Here is a 17513-nt window from a genome sequence, read left to right as displayed (position 1 = left end):
CGCCTTGCTTAACCAAACTCTCAACCTCACTGTTGGTCAAATAATCAGACATTTTATCCCTAAAGATTATAGGTCTATTGAGTTGATTTTGAGTTTGATTGCTAACTACCCTGTCAGGCACTATATCCCACTTCAATTCAGATATACTGACTCTGAGATTTGCAACTATGCGCTTTGCTTGTCTATCTATACTAATATCTATCCAATCTTGTTTTTTAAACTTAAATACAACTTTTTCTATATCGCTAGCTATAGTATTGCTACTCAAATCTGTAGCAGATACTTTTAAATCGACGCCAGCTAATAGAGCCTTGCTAGCATAGATATCACCAATAAAGCCATCCCACTCTAACGTAATAATATCACCTTTATTAAAAGTGCCAGATTTGGATGCTAGGGGCGTTGGTGTCCCTGATACATCCAGCTTGAAGTTTTTGAATGAACCACTCTGCACTTTGACTTTGATATATATTTTGTCATATTTATCTGGAGCTGCATTTCTTGATGACTGTCCATGAGGTCCTACATGGTTACGTGTTTTAATACCATAGGGAGAAAACAAGTTGTTATTTAAATATACATCCTCAATACTAAAGTAATTACCACTATCACTTCCTTGATTTACATCACCATAAGTCGCCATGTATTGCTCAGGTTGTTCAACTCCCATTACATCAAAATCCGACTCTGCAAACGCTTGCTGAATCGCAATCAGTTTCGCGCCGCAGCTGGTCACATCACCGCCGCGTGCGATAGGCGAACCATCGACAATAAACGACGGGTCACCACTAAGAATAGTGGTGACCTTTTTGCATTTTTTACAGATGACTTTATCGCCTTTACGCGCGACAGGGATGCCGTTATGAGTAGTATGCGGTGAGCCGGAGATAACCGTCCCACCGTGAGAGGTCTTTGCGCCAACGGTTATATAGGCTGCCATAGTGCTACCTTGCTTAAATACCTAAAGTTTGGACCCTTAACTTGAGTCTATTATTTGTCTGACATTATAGAGGGCTATGACACTAAATATCAAACTTAAGTTTATTTAAAGGTGTAGACTATATGGCAATCTCAGTCGGCGTAAAGTATAGATGCTTTTGAGTAATTGGCTACAATACAAAAGGAAGTTGAGTCTATGCATTCATTACAGATATCAAGCAAAACCTAACCTTCCATCTCACTAGTCAGCCACGCAGATACATCGTCTATCTGTGCTGCCAATTCAGGATGTGCTTTGCCCAGCTCAGCAAGCTTGGCATTAATCTCATGTTTGTCATATTTAATACCTGTCAATGTGTCTTTTAATAGGTCAATTAATTCAACATTTAGCGCATCAGAGAAGATGACGACATCGGTAATGACAGCTTGCTGGACATCCATATGTAAGTCGATAATGCCCCAGTCAAAACGGGTCTCAACGTGATGGCTAAACTGCGGCGTCTTACCAAAGCGCCAGTTCCAGTCCGCCATCTGCTCGTAATAGGCGTTTAACGAAGGTTCTTTTGCTAGGGTGTCTCTATCTAGTTCCTCTACGGGCGTAGTATCGTCATAATCAGTGTCTTGATAGTATTCACAAAACGCTTCGATAATGGCATCGGTTAAAGTTTCATGATTGATATGTTCATTAAACTCAACCAGATTGGCCACGCGAGAGCGCACCGATTTGATGCCTTTGGCTTTGAGTTTGAGCGGATGCGGATTGAGATAATCGCCGAGTTTTTGCATGTTAGCGTTCACGAGTAGTGTCCCATGATGAAAGCTACGGTCAGATGCATGCTTAAAGGCGCTGCCTGATATTTTCTTATCGCCGACTTGCATGTCATTACGTCCGGACTGCTCAGCATCGATACCGAGTTTTTTTAGCGCATTGACGATAATAGTGAAGTTAGCATCTTGGTCGTAGTCGGCCTTGGGTGATAAAAAGGTAAAGTTGGTATTGCCCAAATCATGAAACACCGCGCCGCCGCCGCTTTGCCGCCGTGCCAAAAATACATCGTCGGCTTCCATTTTATCGATTTTGCATTCTACCCACGGATTTTGCGAGCGTCCGATGACCACGGTCTCGCTATTGCGCCATAAAAATAGCGTGTGCGAGTCGGGGTTGAGGGTGTTAAATATCCAGTCTTCGGTGGCAAGGTTAAACCACGGGTTGGTAACGGCAGATTTTAGGATGCGTAGTTTCATTTTTTGTCCTTTTTCAATTATTTAACAGCAGTATGAAAATTAATCACGATTAAAGTGAACTTATGTCTCTAATTAGATTGTTTTGTTAATCTACATAGGTATAATGTTGCTACAATATTACACCTAATATTAAGCTTTATTTTGTCATTAGCTTTAACAATCCGCATTTCATTTAGGACATTAGACCATGAATTCGTTATTATCATTTGATTCTTTCATTACACCCAGAGTTATAACTATTATATATTGGCTATCGCTATTTGCCGTTTTTGTTGGCGGTATTAGTGTGATGTTCTCAGGTATGGGTGCGGCAGGATTTTTTGCAGGGTTAATGGTTATGGTGTTCGGTGCAATCTCTGTCAGAGTGTATTGCGAGCTTATTATGGTTATATTCCGCAATAATAAATACTTAAAGATAATCAGTGAAAAGAGTCAACTGTAAGTAAGCGCTTGAAAAAAATGTTCGGTCTTAACGAGCTGTGCCTAAGTATAGTGAGTTCAGTATAAAAACGATACAGTGGGACTGGGATGATTTTTATGCAGCATCGAGCAGCGCAAGCGCAGCACGCAAAGAAAATTTATACCAGTTCCACGTTAATATATAATGTATCTGTTTTATTTAGACTCGACTATAGGTTAGCGCATATGTAGCCCACCGTTTAAGACCAAACATGATTTTTGATATAGTCATAGTAGTTTTATCTTAATTCACAATAGGCATGAATATATTTATAAAGAAATGCTACCAAGAGATTTCTCCACCTAAGAAAATTCTAAAACTCTAATACCTTACCCAAAATCTTCCCGCAAAATATTCGCCATATTGCGCTCAGCAAGTCCGGTGATAAACACATACGGATTGACACCAGCGCTACTGGGGATTAACGCGCCGCCATAGCCACTACCGACGATGATATTGTCAAAGTGACCCGCTTGGGTGACAGTCGCAGGCAGTTTTGGCTGCTTGGCGAGGGTTTGGCAGCCGCTGATGGCTGCAGAGGTGCTGACGGCTCCCAGCCCAAAGCCCATGGATTTGATAAGGTGACGACGCTGCATAGGCTTCCGGATGGTCTGATTTATTTAATGAACGAGAGTCTAGCAATATTACCTTACTTTATTATTTATTGGCGACAGTTTGTGCGATGTCTGCCGTTTCGGTGACATATCGTGCATAAAAAAACGGTGCATGACGAGAGGATGGGTCAGTCAAATATACGATGCGACTTGACCTAGATGACAAGTTGGCTTAGAATCCGTTTCAGTGTACTAGAACAAAGATACAACTAAATTTGTTAACTAAATTTGTTACAGTCAAATCTGTTTTTAATGAGCAAAATCACGGCATCACATTTAATAGATACAAGGGTTTACGATGACAACAGAAAACACCGCCAGCAGCCATACCACAAAAAACCATAATATAAAAAACGTAATAGACAGCTACGGTCTGCACCAATCAATCTTGCCAAGTAATGATGGGCTGTATGGCGAGTATGGCGGCAAGATTGAGCATCCTGAGCTGGCAAAAGCGATGGAGGAGATCGAGACAGGCTTTCGTGCGATCATTAAAGACGATGATTTTGTTAATGAGATGAGCCGCTTGCGTCAGACTTACATTGGTCGGCCTAGTCCGATATTTCATGCCAGACGCTTAAGCGAGCATTGCGGCGGCGCGCAGATTTATTTTAAACGTGAGGACTTGAATCACACCGGCGCACACAAGATTAATCACTGTATAGGGGAAGTGTTACTCGCCAAAAAGCTCGGCAAAACCAAAGTCATCGCCGAGACAGGTGCAGGGCAACATGGTGTAGCACTAGCTACGGCAGCGGCGCTGATGGGCATGGAGTGTGAGATCCACATGGGCGTCGTCGATATCGAAAAAGAGCATCCCAATGTCAGCCGGATGAAAATCTTAGGTGCCAATATCGTGCCGGTATCGCGCGGCGCGGGCACGCTAAAAGAGGCAGTCGATAGTGCGTTTGAGACGTATCTCAATGAGCTGGACACCAGTATGTTTGCCATTGGCTCAGCACTCGGGCCTGCGCCATATCCAGAAATCGTCAGCTACTTTCAGTCAGTGATTGGCCGTGAGGCACGTGTACAGTTTTTGGACGCTACTGGAAAACTGCCGGACAAAGTGGTCGCTTGTGTCGGTGGCGGCTCCAATGCCATTGGTCTTTTTAGCGGGTTTTTGGGTGATACAGAGGTAGAAAAAGTCGGCGTCGAGCCTGCAGGCGAAGGTCTTGATACGCCCAATCACGCGGCGACGATGACGCTTGGGACGAAAGGCGAGATTCATGGGTTTAAATGCTACGTGCTACTCGATAAAGACGGCGAGCCTGCGCCTGTACATTCAATTGCCTCCGGTCTTGATTATCCGGGCGTTGGCCCGCAGCACTCACTCTTGAAGGACAACAATCTGGCCACTTATGAGTCAGCGACAGATGCAGAGTGCCTAGAGGCATTTATGGCGCTATCGCGGCTTGAAGGCATCATACCTGCTCTAGAGACGGCACACGCCATCGCCTATGCGATGCGTGCGGCCAAAGATATGTCGCCTGATGAGACGATTTTGGTCAATTTATCAGGCCGCGGTGACAAAGATATTGATTTTGTCTTAGACAAAGTGGATTTGTCAAATTAGCAATCAGATGTCGATATTTAATCGCTACTTACGCTATGTTCAATACGTCCTAAGCTGTTATCATTGCCATGTTTTATCACATGGCATTTTTTATGACTGCTAAGACGGTCTCAGCGCTAACTAGGACGAACCCATGAGCAAACGCGATCTCATTATTTTTATCACGCTGTCGTTTATGTGGTCGCTGTCGTTTGTGTTTTATCGTATTGGCGTGCCTGAGTTTGGCTCATTAGCGTTTGCCAGTCTGCGGGTGATATTTGCTGGGCTGGTGATGCTGGCGTTTGTCATGGTCAATAAGAAAAACCGTGACGGTCTGCGTGATCGTTGGCAGCTGCTGGCGCTGGTTGGTATTTTTTCTGCGGCTCTGCCGTTTGTGTTGTTTTCTTTTTCTGCTCAGTCAGTCAACGCAGGGGTGTTGGCGGTGCTCAATGCCTCTGTGCCGATGATGAGCGGCTTTATCGCCAGTATTTTTTTTAAAGACCGGCTGTCCAAAAGACAAGTGCTGGGCTTGGTCATCGGTGTGATCGGAGTCGCTATTTTGATGAGCGAAAGCTTGTTTGCTGGCGGTGTCTCAGAGGCCGGATTGGCTAACGGTTTGTTGCCAATGGGCTATGCGCTACTTGCTTGTGTCGGCTATGCAGTCGGAGCCAATATCACCCGTCATTATTTATATAATGTCTCACCCGTGGCCATCACTGCAGGCTCGCTGATCATCGCCAGTATTTTGATGCTGCCTGTGGCTTTTTATGCGTTTCCTTATGATCAGAGCATCAGCGCCAAGGCGTGGGTGTCGGTGGTTTGTATAGGTGTCTTTTCTACAGCGATTGCCCTCATCTTTATGAACCAATTGATCAAAAACATCGGACCGACGCGGGCAACGAGCATCACTTTGGTGATTCCGATTTTTGCCATTATCTTGGGCTATGTGCTGTTGGGCGAGGCGCTAGATACCCGCGCCATCATTGGCTCGGTAGTGATATTAATCGGCACTTATCTGTCGCTTGAGTTGTCGGTTAAAAAACTGCTGAAATCCTAAACTCGCGCAGGCCATCTCATCGCTGAAAGGTAAGGACTTGCAGTCAAATACTAGCAGATAAATACCATGTCAAGCCCGCGGCGGTGTGGTTAATTTACGCCTCCGACCATGACCAGCTGAATAGGGAAGGTAATGATGTCAAAGGCTTTGGCAAGAGGCATCAGCGCCTTTAGCTTTTTTTCTTCTGCCAACATGGTGTCTGGCTGATAATGATAAAACGTCAGGGCGAGAGGGACAGCCACTTTCACCAATTCTTATCGCAAAGTGCGGCGTGTCTTTTGTTGGCATGAGTTTAAAGGAAAAGTACGCCAGATCGACGTGATTTAGTATAGCTGTCAGCTCAGGGTCTTGGTCTGTGCTTTGTACCAGATAGCTGCGCTTTTCCCCTGCAAGCACAATCGCATTATTCACTCCTCTAATAGGCGCGCTGGGCTTGCCAACGGCGATGAGTCTATCGGTCAGTTGCTCGACCGCGACCCATTTTGCATCTTCTTGTCGCATTAGCTGATAGTCGAGCTTTTCTGGCGTAAGACAGCCGCTCAAGGCCAACATAAGCCCCACACTGCAAGCCGCTGGCAAGTATTTTTTTGCAAGGTGTTTGCGATGCTTTGTTTGGGGCGCTGCGGTTGGCGTTTGCATGTTTTTTCTCTATTTGATCGATATTTTTGATACGTTAAATACGCGATATTGCCACTATTTAATACGAATAAAACACCGTCTATTATTGGATAACGGCGTTGCTTTTATATTGATAAATGTTAGCTTTCTCTATTTAATCGAGAGACACACAAGCTAGAGATAGGATATAGGGCGCAGGGCAGTATGGTACGCGTCATTGTGACATATTTAGCCGAGGTTTTATCGTCATATCATTGAGCATGATTGGCTGCGTTGATTTGCTGCATGGATGGCAGGACAAAGGGCAGGATAGATAAAGACCAGAGGTGTTTTTGTTTGTAACGCTTGCTTGAATAAATCCATCCGCTCCCTATAAAGATAACGGTCGTTCAATATGACTTTTTATGCCTTTATTCGGTCGCAGCGCATATAGATACGCAGCGCACCGATACCATAATAAATATGCATGACAAAGCATTGAGCGACTTGATAGCGATGTATCTGATTTATTTAGCGTCGACTATAGGCAGCAGTATAATAACGAACATTCACCAATCACGACAAACACCATAGGACACAATATGGCATACGATAATTTATTTGAACCTGTCAAAATGGGCAGCCAAACCCTAAAAAACCGTATCATTATGGCACCTCTGACCCGTCTGCGCGCAGTCGAGCCAGGCGATGTGCCGACCGCAATGGCAGGCGAGTATTATTCGCAGCGCGCAGGAGCAGGGCTGGTCATCACCGAAGCGACGCAGGTATCCTTTCAGGCCAAAGGCTATGCTGGCGCGCCTGGTATTCATACTAAGGATCAAGTTACAGCATGGAAAGCTGTGGTCGATAATGTCCATGGCAAAGGCGGCAAAATCGTCGTGCAGATGTGGCACACAGGACTGGTCGCGCACAAAAGCGTGCAGCCAGATGGGCAAGCGCCGATCTCCGCCTCCGATGTCGAAGTCGGCGCTCGCACGTCACTGCGTGATAGCGATAATCAAGCGATTCGCGTCGAAGCCACACCGCCGCGCCCGGCGACTTTGGACGACATTAAGCAAGTGGTCAAAGACTTCGCTCATGCAACAACCATGGCTCGCGAAGCTGGGTTTGATGGGGTAGAAGTCCACGGCGCTCATGGCTACCTATTGCATCAGTTTTGGGCCGAGCACACCAATAAGCGCGATGATGAATACGGTGGTAGTAAAGAAAACCGTGCCCGTCTAACGCTCGAGGTCGTTGACGCTTGTATTGCGGCTTGGGATAACGATCACGTTGGTATTCGTATCTCTCCGCAAGGCTCGTTTAATGGCGTAGATGCTGGCTATGATGAAGACGATAATATCTGGCTGATTGAGCAGCTCAATAAACGCAATCTGATGTATCTGCATATCTCTGAGCCTGATTGGGCGGGTGGCACGCCTTATACCGAAGGCTTCCGCCAGCGTATCCGCCAAGCGTTCGACAACATGATTATCGCAGCTGGCGGCTATACTGCCGAAAAAGCATCGCAAAATATCCAAGCCGGCTATATCGACGCGGTTGCCTTTGGTCGTGACTTTCTTGCCAATCCTGATTTGCCGGAGCGTATTCGTCAAGATGCACCGTTAAATGAGCAGCATCCGCAGAGCTTTTATGGTGGCGGTAGCGAGGGCTACACCGATTATCCTTATTTGGATAAAAAACAAGCCTAATGTAGCGACGATTAACTTTAAATTTTAAGCGTTAAAAAGCCGCTTTACATCTTTGTAAAGCGGCTTTTTTATGAGAAATTCTATGTTAGGGCTTCGATATTTGTTAATTTTGACAGACCTTTTAGTAGGGCAGCTCCTCATTTTTAGCTCATTTAGACGGCTATTGATTGAATTGAGATACGCCTTAGTATCGACGATATAGCGGTCATTGATATAGCGGCTACTGATACAGGGGTCATTGACCAAAACGACCCGCTTGATAATCACGCAAGGTTTGATGTAGCTCTTCTTTGGTATTCATGACAAAGGGTCCGTGGGCTGCTACAGGCTCGCCGATAGGCTCACCGCTAAGTAACAGCAGTTTGGCAGAAGTTTCGACAGGCGTGTTAGCGGCGAGAAGGCACAGCTCAATACGGTCATGAGTTGCCAATTGCTCCGCCGCCATCTCAGCGCGGTGCTGGGTTGGCGCGGCAAATTGTATCAAATGACCCGCACTGATGGCGGTGCCATTCACCAGCACCTCGCCTTCTTGTACCAGCAGGAGCACATTGTGAGTATCAGGGAGCTGTAGTGTCGTTGCGCCTGCACGATGTAGCGCGATGTCCCAAAGGTTAATGGGTGTAAAGGTGCTGGCCGCCCCTTTAATACCTTGCCAATCACCAGCGATAATCGCCGCTGTGCCAATCGCTGTTTGATGGTTACTATCTGCTGCTAGCCTCACCATCGGCATGTCGGCGCGCTTGATGCTCTGATATCTTGGCGCTGTTAGTTTATGAGCGCTCGGCAGATTAACCCACAGCTGTACCATGCTAAATAGCCCGCCGCGCGCACCAAACGCCTCAGAGTGAAACTCCTCATGCGTGATTCCGCGCCCTGTGGTCATCCACTGGGCATCACCTGCCAAAATATCGCCGCGACCGCCGGCCGAGTCAGCGTGACTGATCTCACCTGCATACGCGACAGTCACTGCCTCAAAGCCTTTGTGCGGATGTTGTCCGATGCCGTGTGGCTTGGTCTGATAATGAGGGTTTGGGGCAAAGGTGGTCGGCTGGCCATAGTCAAATAACAAAAACGGGTCAGTATGGCGATAGTTAATGTCGGGGTCATCATCCAAATGGTTGATTAAGGTTTTTACATAAAAACCATCACCTATCCATTGCGGCGCTTTGTCACCATGAATATGTTTGATCGGACGCATGTATCACCTCATAAAAATAGTATATGGCTTATGCAGCATGACGGGAGCCAAGCGTCAGATGCCTCAATATAGTATTATCTCAGTATATATTCAAAATAACACATATTATGCTTGTTTGAGTCATTATCTCACTGACGCAAGATTGGTTGGGTTGGGTTTTTTACATAGAGCAGGAGCAGCGGGGGCATGATAATGCGGCTTATACCACTTATACTATCTCGCCGCATACATGGCCACTGGCCCACGCCCACTGAAAATTATAGCCGCCCAGCCAGCCGGTGACGTCTAGCACCTCACCGATAAAATATAAACTCTCTTGCAAATTGCTTTGCATGGTCTTTGATGATACCTCGTCGGTGGTCACCCCGCCACGCGTGACCTCGGCGGTGCGGTAGCCCTCGGTGCCAGAGGGTTTGAGCTGCCAGCCGTTGAGCGCCGCGCCCAGCTCCAGTAGCCGCTCGTCTTTGATATTGGCAAGCTCGGTTTCTTTGATGTCATCCCACAGATGCGCTTGTAGGGCGGAGAGCAGTTTTTTTGGTAGCGGGCTGGTGGTATGGTCAGCCAAAACGGTACGAACCAGCTGGCGTGGATGGGATTTTTTGTGAGCAAGCAGGAGCGCAGTCATATCAGTATCTGGCAGCAGGTTGATACGGATGGTTTCTCCAGTATGCCAATAGTTTGAAAGCTGAAGCATGGCAGGGCCTGAGAGCCCGCGATGAGTAAATAGCAGCGGTAGTCTAAAGGAGATACGCTCATTGCTGGCAATCACCGGCAGGCTGATGCCTGCCAGTGAGCGGATAAGCTCGCCAGTCTGATCGGTAAAGGTAAAAGGCACGAGGCTGGCATCGGTTGCCACCAGAGTATGACCAAACTGCTGCGCCAGCTCATAGCCAAGACCGCTGGCACCCATCGTTGGAATCGACAAGCCGCCCGTTGCCACCACCAGCGACTCACAGCGGTAAATGGTTTGTGGCAACGTGGGCGAGCTTATGGCCTCTTTTCTTGCTTGCTTTTCTTTTTTACTCAGCGATTTGCTGGTGCTCAACTCAAAGCGTGCATGGTTGGCACTATCGATTGGCTTTACGCCATCAATCTGTGTACTAAGCTTGATATGCACACCGACTGCCGCGCACTCATCTAGCAGCATGGTCACGATGTCTTGGGCTGAGTCGTCACAAAACAGCTGACCGTGCTCGCGCTCATGATAGGGAATATGGTGCGCCGCTACCATACTGATAAACTCCCAATTAGAATAACGGCTCAAGGCCGACTTACAAAAGTGCGGATTGGCGCCGATAAAATGGCTCGGCTCGACGACATAGTTGGTAAAATTGCAGCGTCCGCCCCCCGACATGAGGATTTTCTTACCTGCTTTATTGGCATGGTCGAGCACCAGCACGCGGCGACCACGGCGACCAGCGGTAAGCGCACAGTATAGACCGGACGCGCCCGCACCGATGATGATGACGTCGTAATGGGTAGAGTGGGAAGCGTAAGACCGGACGCGCCCGCACCGATGATGATGACGTCGTAATGGGTAGAGTGGGAAGCGGGACGATGGTGACTCATGGGGATCTCATAAATAAAAAGGGGTGGGGGATGCGCGTGACGTCTAGATTAGCCCATATAAAGGTAAACCCAGATATAGAACAACCCAAATAAAGGGAAGCTAAACAGGTTAAGTGCGTAACAACAGTCAAAAACCCTCATCGGCGAAAAAAAGCCAATATAAGCGCGTGTCATCGCCGCTGGCGTGTAGCTATTGTCCATATTTCATATCAGGTTACAAGGATTAAATGTAATGGTGCAGTCGCGCGCCAGCAATAAGCAAGTATACGGCTGTACAGTGAAATTGTTATGAATGGGCATTGATGCCTTGCAACCGTCCCGCTTATTTGTCAAACTAACACAGAGTGTCACACATTATGGAAGATGACTCTTATTGCTTGTACAGACAGTCGCGCGCGGCGGTTTGTGCGAGTCATAATAATGAAAAAGGATGAATACTATGACGCAAAAATCATTTCCTGTTGCAGACGACTTTCTTGCCGCCGCCAATACCAGCGCGGAGCAATACCAAACAGACTATCAGCAATCTATCGAATCTCCTGAGAGCAATGATGCCTTTTGGGCACAGCGTGCCGAGCTGGTCGATTGGATAAAAAAACCCACCAAAATCAGCGACGTCAACTATGATTTGGACGATTTTCGCATCAAATGGTTTGAAGACGGCCAGCTCAATGTCTCTGTCAACTGTCTCGATCGTCATCTAAAGACCCATCCTTACAAGCCTGCCATCATTTGGGAAGGCGATCACCCGTCGCAGCATAAAATCATCTCATTTAAAGAGCTGCACGAAGAAGTCTGCCGGTTGGGCAATGCACTGCGCAAGCTGGGTGTCGAAAAAGGCGATCGAGTGACCCTATATATGCCAATGATACCAGAGGCGATGATCGCTATGCTGGCCTGTACCCGCATCGGCGCAGTACACTCTGTGGTATTTGGCGGTTTTTCTGCTGAGAGCTTGGGCAATCGCTTGGTCGATAGTCGCTCCAAAGTCATCATTACCGCAGACGAGGGCGTGCGCGGCAATAAACACACTCCGCTAAAAGCCAACGTCGATCGGGCGTTGGACATGGATGGCACCGACACGGTCACTAACGTCGTCGTCGTGCACCGTACTGGTAACTCAGTACCGATGAGTGGCCGCCGCGACATTTGGTACCATACCTTAATCGATGGCGAGTCTGAGCATTGCGAGCCTGAGGTGATGAATGCCGAAGACCCGTTGTTTTTATTATACACCTCAGGCTCTACGGGTAAGCCCAAAGGCGTGCTGCACACCACAGGCGGCTATCTGACGTATGCCATCTCAACTTTCCGTGACGTGTTTGATATCAAAGACGATGACGTCTATTGGTGTACAGCGGATGTCGGCTGGGTGACGGGGCATACTTATACCACTTATGCACCCCTTGCCAATGGTACGACGACCGTGATGTTTGAGGGGGTGCCTGAGTATCCAACGTGGGCGCGCATTGGTCATATCATTGATAAGCATGACGTGACGATTTTGTACACGGCGCCGACAGCGGTTCGGGCGATGATGAAAGAGGGCGATGCCTTTGTCCGTGAGTCGGATCGCTCCAGCCTACGCTTGCTGGGTACGGTCGGCGAGCCAATAAACCCAGAAGCTTGGGACTGGTATTATCATATCGTTGGTAGTGGCAAATGCCCCATCGTCGATACATGGTGGCAGACTGAGACAGGCGGTATTCTCATGGCTCCCATACCAGGTACGGTGGCGCCAAAACCAGGGGCGGCAATGAACCCGCTATACGGTATCAAGCCAGAGATTGTCAATACGGATGGCGAGGTTTTAGAAGGCGCTGCCGAAGGCAATCTGGTAATTAAGAGCAGCTGGCCGGGGCAGATGCGTACGATTTATAACGACCATGAGCGCTTTTTAAAGACATACTTTAGTGAGTACCCAGGTTATTACTTTACAGGGGACGGCGCGCAGCGCGACGAAGATGGACACTACTGGATCACTGGCCGTGTCGATGATGTGCTCAATGTCTCAGGCCATCGCTTAGGCACAGCGGAGATCGAAAGCGCGGTGGTGGCGCATCCGGCGACCGCTGAGGCTGCCATCGTCGGTATGCCGCATGAGATACGCGGCATGGGGGTTTGCGCCTTTATTATCCTAAAATCTGGCGAGACGGCCACAGAGTCGCTAAAAGCCGAGCTAAATCGCCATGTGCGTACAGAAATCGGCCCGATTGCCAATCTTGATGCTATCTATATCGTCGATGCACTGCCCAAAACCCGCTCAGGCAAGATCATGCGCCGTATCTTGCGTAATTTGGCTGCAGGGCAGTATGTGGGCTTGGGCGACCTATCCACGCTAGCCGATAGCTCAGTGATCAATCAGCTGGTTGAGGTGGTCAAGGCAGAACGCGGTGAGTAAGCAGGTAAGTAAATAGTAATAATAATATCAACAATAAAAAAAGCCATGTTATCGACGGTAGCATGGCTTTTTTACGTAGATGATATTGATATCAGCAGGTTTTAAGGGTTCAATAGCTTTTATGAGCCTCGCTATCTGCACAAGACTGCCTGCACATGCTGGCTTACACACATTATTTTTTGATCAAAACACCACAAGGCCGACTGTCGTTATGTCTGAGCACACACTCCACTCTTGTCATCCTGCTGATACCGCTGCACCGACCATTGCCATCATCGGTGGCGGGTTGACGGGACTGTTTACCGCCACTTTGTTGGAGCGTGCGTTTGGTCATACGCCTGCCGCCCAGCCGATGCCGCAGCTGACGATTTTTGAAAAATCTCGCAGCGTGGGGCGTTTGGCCACCCGATATCGCCGCGATAGCCAAACGCATAAAAACTGGCAATGGGCGTTTGGGGCGCAGTTTTTTACCGCAAAGACCGCCAGCTTTCAGCAGTTTATAGCGCCATGGCTCGACGTGGGTATGATACAGCCGTGGTGTGCCAATGTGATCGAGATGACCACTGCCCATACGGCGGGTCAGCGGCCCTCTACCATAAAAAAAGAGCGCTGGAATACCGAGCAAGCTCGCTATATCAGTATCCCAAAGATGACCAGTTGGGGGCGCGCGTTGGCAGGCGAGCTACAGCACACCACCATGCGTTTTCAAACCCGTGTGGCACCGCTGGCGCAGTACACTGAGCCAGCAGCTGGCGAAAATAAGCAACAAACTAAGCAAAAAACTGAGCTGTTTGATGAAGCAGGCCATAGTCTTGGGCTATTTGACTGGGTGATCTGTACCGCGCCAAACGTGCAAGCGGGCGAGCTGATGGCTGGCAGTGGCTTTGACAAACAAGAGAGCATCATCACCATCAAGATGCAAGCTTGCTACACGCTGATGCTCGGCTGGAATGAGGGGCAGGCACTTCCTGCGGCGTTGACGGATGCAGAAGACGGTAGCAGATGGGACGTCGCTTATGTCAATGATTCGATCATCGATAGGATATTTATAGAGCAGCGCAAACCTGCCCATGAAACGCTGCTACCGAGTATCACCATCCATGCCCGCAACGACTGGTCCGAGCAGCAGGTCGATGAAGAGATAGGGCAGGTACAAGCTGCGCTATTGACAGCAGCGCAGCATGCTTTGGGCTGGGATGATACCTGTGCCCCCACACAGATCGACTGTCATCGCTGGCGCTATGCCGCGACGCGCTCCGATGCGCAAACCCCCGCCCAAGGCGTACTCACTGATGCGTCTCGTCAATGGATCGTCAGTGGCGACTGGTGCGGGCAAGGCAATATCGAGAGCTGCTATCACATGGCGCAGCAGACAGCTGAGGTGATCTGCGCCGCGCTTGCAGGGTGATGCGTTGCTACCCCTTGATAATGACAGAGGGCGTTTATAATAATCGGCGCTGGGCGGGAGGCCCGTTGATAATATTCATGGAGGAGATGCTATGTTTGGATTCGATATAGACTTAGACCTCATGCAGTACCACTTTTTCCAATTGGGTGTTGCCTTTATTTTATCGTTGCCCATCGCGCTCAACCGCGAGATGAAAGACAACGGCGCGGGGCTGAGGACGTTTCCGCTAGTGACGATTGCCTCTTGTGCATTTATGCTGGTGGGTATGGATATCTATGAATCAGCAGGTGAGGCGAGGATTATGTATGCCATCATCACGGGTATGGGCTTTATCGGCGGCGGAGCGATTTTTAAAAACGAGATGGGTTCAAAAGGCACTGCCACGGCGGCCAGCTTATGGAACACGGGCGCAATCGGCATTTCGGTGGCCTATGGTCGCTACGAGATTGCCATTATTCTGTCTGCGGTTGGTTTTTTGATTTTGCAGTTTTCTGAGCCTTTTAAGAGCAAAAAAGAAAAAGACACTCCATAATCTACTGTAGAAAATTTACCAGCCAAAAAAAAGCCCACAGAGGAGGTGCTGTGGGCTGAGGAAAACTGGACAGGTAGCAAAATCGTGCTACAAGGCAGTGGTGGTGTCTTGTTGTTATTATGCGGTTATTACGTGTTTTCATCGACACTGCATGGCACTAAACACATCAGTAGTATGCTCAAAAGTACTGTACATGGCCGTTTTGGTTCTTATCTACAAATCTACAAAGACATCTTCGGTACTGACTATACTTACTAAGATTAGGGCAATTATAATCCGTTCAATAGGCAGATATATTTACTTACATATTTAAGTGTACAAGTGTTTTCTTTTGCATGGCTATCATAACGCAACTGATGGTGATTTGGCTACGATTTGGCGATTTTGGTTACATGACATTACGTTTTATCTTTGGGGGCAGCGTAAGAGATGGCATGACGGCTTGCCCGAAAAGTGCTAAGCTATCTGCCATTATTATGTCTATATAAAACTGGGTTTGCCATGACTGAGAGTACGCATTTGCATACGCAGGAACCACCAAGTAAGCAAAATACCAAAAGTATTTTTAACTTGCCAAACAATCTGACCATTGCTCGTATCTTAATGATTCCGCTGTTTGTAGCGATTGCTTACTGGCCGCCAGCGATGGGGATTGGCATGCCTGCTATCTCAGATAATGTCATCGCGCGGGTAGGGATGAGTGAGTTTAGCGATAGCTTATTGCGCCATTTATTATTGACGAGTGTGTTTATCTTAGCGGCGATTACCGATTGGCTAGACGGTTATTTTGCTCGTAAGCTCAATGTCACCTCAGCCTTTGGCCGCTTTTTGGACCCTGTCGCTGACAAGCTGATGGTGGCGGCAGCTTTGATTATCCTCGTGCAGTGGCACCCAAATATCATCATGGCCATCGCAGCGATTGTGATTATCTCGCGTGAAATCGCGGTATCGGCGCTACGTGAGTGGATGGCTGAGCTGGGCAAAGGCACCAGTGTGGCGGTCTCCTATGTCGGCAAGCTCAAGACCACCTTTCAGATGGTGGCGATTACCGTATTGCTGCTAAACTGGGAGTCGCTTGAAACCATCGGCTATGCGCTTATGGTGGCCGCCGTGGTTTTGACGCTATGGTCGATGATGATTTATCTAAAAGCGGCTTGGCCGTACCTCAAACAAAACGGCTGATATTCAAATCTGTCTATAAAGGCATCTACCGGTCAAAGACCCTAGTTTTTAATACTAGATATCAACACCTAATATTTAACACCTAATTCCCAGCAAAAAAACGCCAGTCGCATCAGCCACTGGCGTTTTTTGCTATGGTTATCGCTTATATTTATACTTCTTGTTATGTAATACTTCTTATAGCGCGATTGACTCTATAGCGTTACGGAGTTGTTTTCCCCCAGATTGGTCGCTTTTTTGCCATCCATGACCGCAGCGGTGGTCATCTTAAACATATTGACCACTGAGCTACCACTGAGCCAGTATTCAGCGCCATGTGGCACGACTTTGATGAGCTGGACATTTGGATCTTCTTTGCCTTGCTCGTAAAACGCATTATAAATCGGCGACCATAGCTCATCGAGCTTTTCTTGGTCTTCAACCAGCTCGGCTTTACCATTGATCGAGACGTAATTTTTGGCGTCTTGGCTGACATAAGCCAAGTTTACTTGTGGGTTTCTTTCGATGTCTTTGACGGTTTCGGTGGTTTTATCACCGATAAACCAAATCTCTTTGGCACCGATACTGGTTTCGCTGGTGGTCATCGGGCAGGCGTGCAGGTGGTCTTCATGCGTACGGGTGGTCATCATGGCAAATTTAACGTCTTTTACCAATTCTTGCACTTTATCGATATGGTCTTGTCTACTCATAGGGATTTCCTTTTCTTTATAGTTTGTTAGGGTTATAGATTGTTGATATTTGATGGTGACGTCGATTGGCTTTGAGCAGAGACTTTGAATATATAAAAAACCTCCGCTATCCCGCAACTGCCATCTAGCATAACGACTACTGGCAAAGCATTTATATAGGCTGCCAGTAATGCGATGTGACGGTTTGTAAGGACTATAAGTATTAGGTAAAAATTGTGACGGCATCCATCGAAGCTTGCTGCTTTGCAAATCCTCAATGCTAAACAGATAAGCCAAGTAAGACTATATGAGTAAGACTATATGGTTAGCTGAATGTAAAACTGTTATGGATTTAAACGCGCTACTGGTATAAATTTTA

At 47.7% G+C, this 17513-nt stretch carries 16 protein-coding genes; 9 read left to right on the top strand and 7 right to left on the bottom strand.

Going from position 1 to position 17513, the window contains the following annotated elements; genetic code table 11:
- On the bottom strand, nt 1-940 hold a 940-nt coding region (locus tag NK638_RS08480), incomplete at its 3' end, for a PAAR domain-containing protein (protein ID WP_274632660.1).
- 224 nt (nt 941-1164) lie between these two features.
- On the bottom strand, nt 1165-2184 hold the full coding sequence (locus NK638_RS08475) for a lipoate--protein ligase (RefSeq protein WP_274632659.1): 1020 nt from the start codon (nt 2182-2184) through the stop codon (nt 1165-1167).
- A 187-nt stretch (nt 2185-2371) separates the two neighbouring features.
- Between NK638_RS08475 and NK638_RS08470 the strand changes: the two genes are divergently transcribed.
- Nucleotides 2372-2626: a DUF4282 domain-containing protein gene (locus NK638_RS08470; RefSeq protein WP_274632658.1), complete on the top strand. Its 255-nt coding sequence runs from the start codon at nt 2372-2374 to the stop codon at nt 2624-2626.
- 347 nt (nt 2627-2973) lie between these two features.
- Here the strand turns inward: NK638_RS08470 and NK638_RS08465 are convergent, their stop codons facing one another.
- Nucleotides 2974-3240 (bottom strand): hypothetical protein, encoded by a 267-nt coding sequence (locus NK638_RS08465; RefSeq protein ID WP_274632657.1) that lies wholly within the window; start codon nt 3238-3240, stop codon nt 2974-2976.
- Nucleotides 3241-3556: 316 nt separating this feature from the next.
- Here NK638_RS08465 and trpB point away from each other — a divergent pair, with 316 nt between their 5' ends.
- Complete coding sequence (gene trpB / locus NK638_RS08460) at nt 3557-4831, top strand: tryptophan synthase subunit beta (RefSeq protein WP_274632656.1); 1275 nt, start codon at nt 3557-3559, stop codon at nt 4829-4831.
- A gap of 133 nt (nt 4832-4964) precedes the next feature.
- Entirely contained in the window at nt 4965-5867 is a 903-nt protein-coding gene (locus NK638_RS08455) for a DMT family transporter (RefSeq protein ID WP_274632655.1), read from the top strand.
- 138 nt (nt 5868-6005) lie between these two features.
- On the opposite strand, the gene NK638_RS08450 is transcribed toward NK638_RS08455, so the two are convergent.
- A complete protein-coding gene (locus NK638_RS08450; protein WP_274632654.1) occupies nt 6006-6506 on the bottom strand; it encodes a hypothetical protein in 501 nt (166 codons plus the stop codon).
- A 560-nt stretch (nt 6507-7066) separates the two neighbouring features.
- Between NK638_RS08450 and nemA the strand changes: the two genes are divergently transcribed.
- Nucleotides 7067-8176, top strand: coding sequence for an alkene reductase (nemA, locus tag NK638_RS08445; RefSeq protein ID WP_274632653.1), 1110 nt, complete (start codon nt 7067-7069; stop codon nt 8174-8176).
- A 235-nt stretch (nt 8177-8411) separates the two neighbouring features.
- On the opposite strand, the gene NK638_RS08440 is transcribed toward nemA, so the two are convergent.
- Both NK638_RS08440 and NK638_RS08435 read right to left on the bottom strand, forming a co-directional pair.
- On the bottom strand, nt 8412-9374 hold the full coding sequence (locus NK638_RS08440) for a pirin family protein (protein WP_274632652.1): 963 nt from the start codon (nt 9372-9374) through the stop codon (nt 8412-8414).
- Nucleotides 9375-9582: 208 nt separating this feature from the next.
- Nucleotides 9583-10839, bottom strand: coding sequence for an NAD(P)/FAD-dependent oxidoreductase (locus NK638_RS08435; protein WP_274632661.1), 1257 nt, complete (start codon nt 10837-10839; stop codon nt 9583-9585).
- Nucleotides 10840-11382: 543 nt separating this feature from the next.
- Between NK638_RS08435 and acs the strand changes: the two genes are divergently transcribed.
- From acs to pgsA, 5 genes are all read left to right on the top strand, one after another.
- On the top strand, nt 11383-13344 hold the full coding sequence (gene acs, locus NK638_RS08430; protein WP_274632651.1) for an acetate--CoA ligase: 1962 nt from the start codon (nt 11383-11385) through the stop codon (nt 13342-13344).
- A gap of 211 nt (nt 13345-13555) precedes the next feature.
- Entirely contained in the window at nt 13556-14752 is a 1197-nt protein-coding gene (locus NK638_RS08425; RefSeq protein WP_274632650.1) for an NAD(P)/FAD-dependent oxidoreductase, read from the top strand.
- 91 nt (nt 14753-14843) lie between these two features.
- Nucleotides 14844-15284: an MgtC/SapB family protein gene (locus NK638_RS08420; RefSeq protein ID WP_105244671.1), complete on the top strand. Its 441-nt coding sequence runs from the start codon at nt 14844-14846 to the stop codon at nt 15282-15284.
- 45 nt (nt 15285-15329) lie between these two features.
- The gene (locus NK638_RS08415) at nt 15330-15542 is read left to right on the top strand and encodes a hypothetical protein (protein ID WP_274632649.1); all 213 of its coding nucleotides are present in this window, start codon (nt 15330-15332) and stop codon (nt 15540-15542) included.
- A 243-nt stretch (nt 15543-15785) separates the two neighbouring features.
- Nucleotides 15786-16466 carry a CDP-diacylglycerol--glycerol-3-phosphate 3-phosphatidyltransferase gene (gene pgsA / locus NK638_RS08410; protein ID WP_192993589.1) on the top strand — a complete coding sequence of 227 codons (681 nt, stop codon included), beginning with the start codon at nt 15786-15788 and terminating at the stop codon, nt 16464-16466.
- A 194-nt stretch (nt 16467-16660) separates the two neighbouring features.
- On the opposite strand, the gene NK638_RS08405 is transcribed toward pgsA, so the two are convergent.
- Complete coding sequence (locus NK638_RS08405; protein ID WP_075101845.1) at nt 16661-17155, bottom strand: pyridoxamine 5'-phosphate oxidase family protein; 495 nt, start codon at nt 17153-17155, stop codon at nt 16661-16663.
- Nucleotides 17156-17513: the final 358 nt, after the last annotated feature.

Source organism: Psychrobacter sp. A3 (assembly GCF_028823565.1).
Taxonomy (GTDB): domain Bacteria; phylum Pseudomonadota; class Gammaproteobacteria; order Pseudomonadales; family Moraxellaceae; genus Psychrobacter; species Psychrobacter celer.
Note: the sequence above shows the minus strand (reverse complement) of the source record. Positions and strands in the feature narration are given on the sequence as shown.